Below are 422 nucleotides of genomic sequence, written 5' to 3' on the forward strand. Positions count from 1 at the left end.
GTGTTATATCACCAAAATCCAGATGGCTCAAAAGGAAAACAGGCAACTACGCAAGAAACTCGAGATTATATCGATGCGCATCCTTATGATTTATCGGGTTATGCAAAGCTTAAATTAACTATTAATACGTGGGAAAAACAGAAAAAAGAAAAAACGAATCAACCTAAATTCAGAGGGTTTGGGAGGTAGTTTGATAGGATAGTATTTGAAACGCTGTGTCATTTCAAAGGATTGTTAACTAAAATGTGTCACCCTTTGAGTTTGAAAAGCGGTATTATGATAATTTAATCCTGTCAGGCTATGCTGCCTGACTCAAGTAAATCAGACTTCGACATAGTCGGGGCGGTTCAATAAAAATTAAACTCCATTTTCTCAGAAGAAAAAAATATTGCATTTCTATATTCTTTGATTCATAGCAATTT

Annotated in this window: 1 protein-coding gene; it reads left to right on the forward strand. The window is 34.6% G+C overall.

Annotated elements, in window-relative coordinates:
• The coding region (locus AAZR23_RS20735) for a hypothetical protein (protein WP_434694507.1) at window positions 1-189 on the forward strand (189 nt) is incomplete at its 5' end.
• Window positions 190-422: the final 233 nt, after the last annotated feature.

It is taken from the genome of Morganella sp. Je.2.23, from assembly GCF_051129855.1.
GTDB classification, from domain to species: Bacteria; Pseudomonadota; Gammaproteobacteria; order Enterobacterales; family Enterobacteriaceae; genus Morganella; species Morganella sibonii.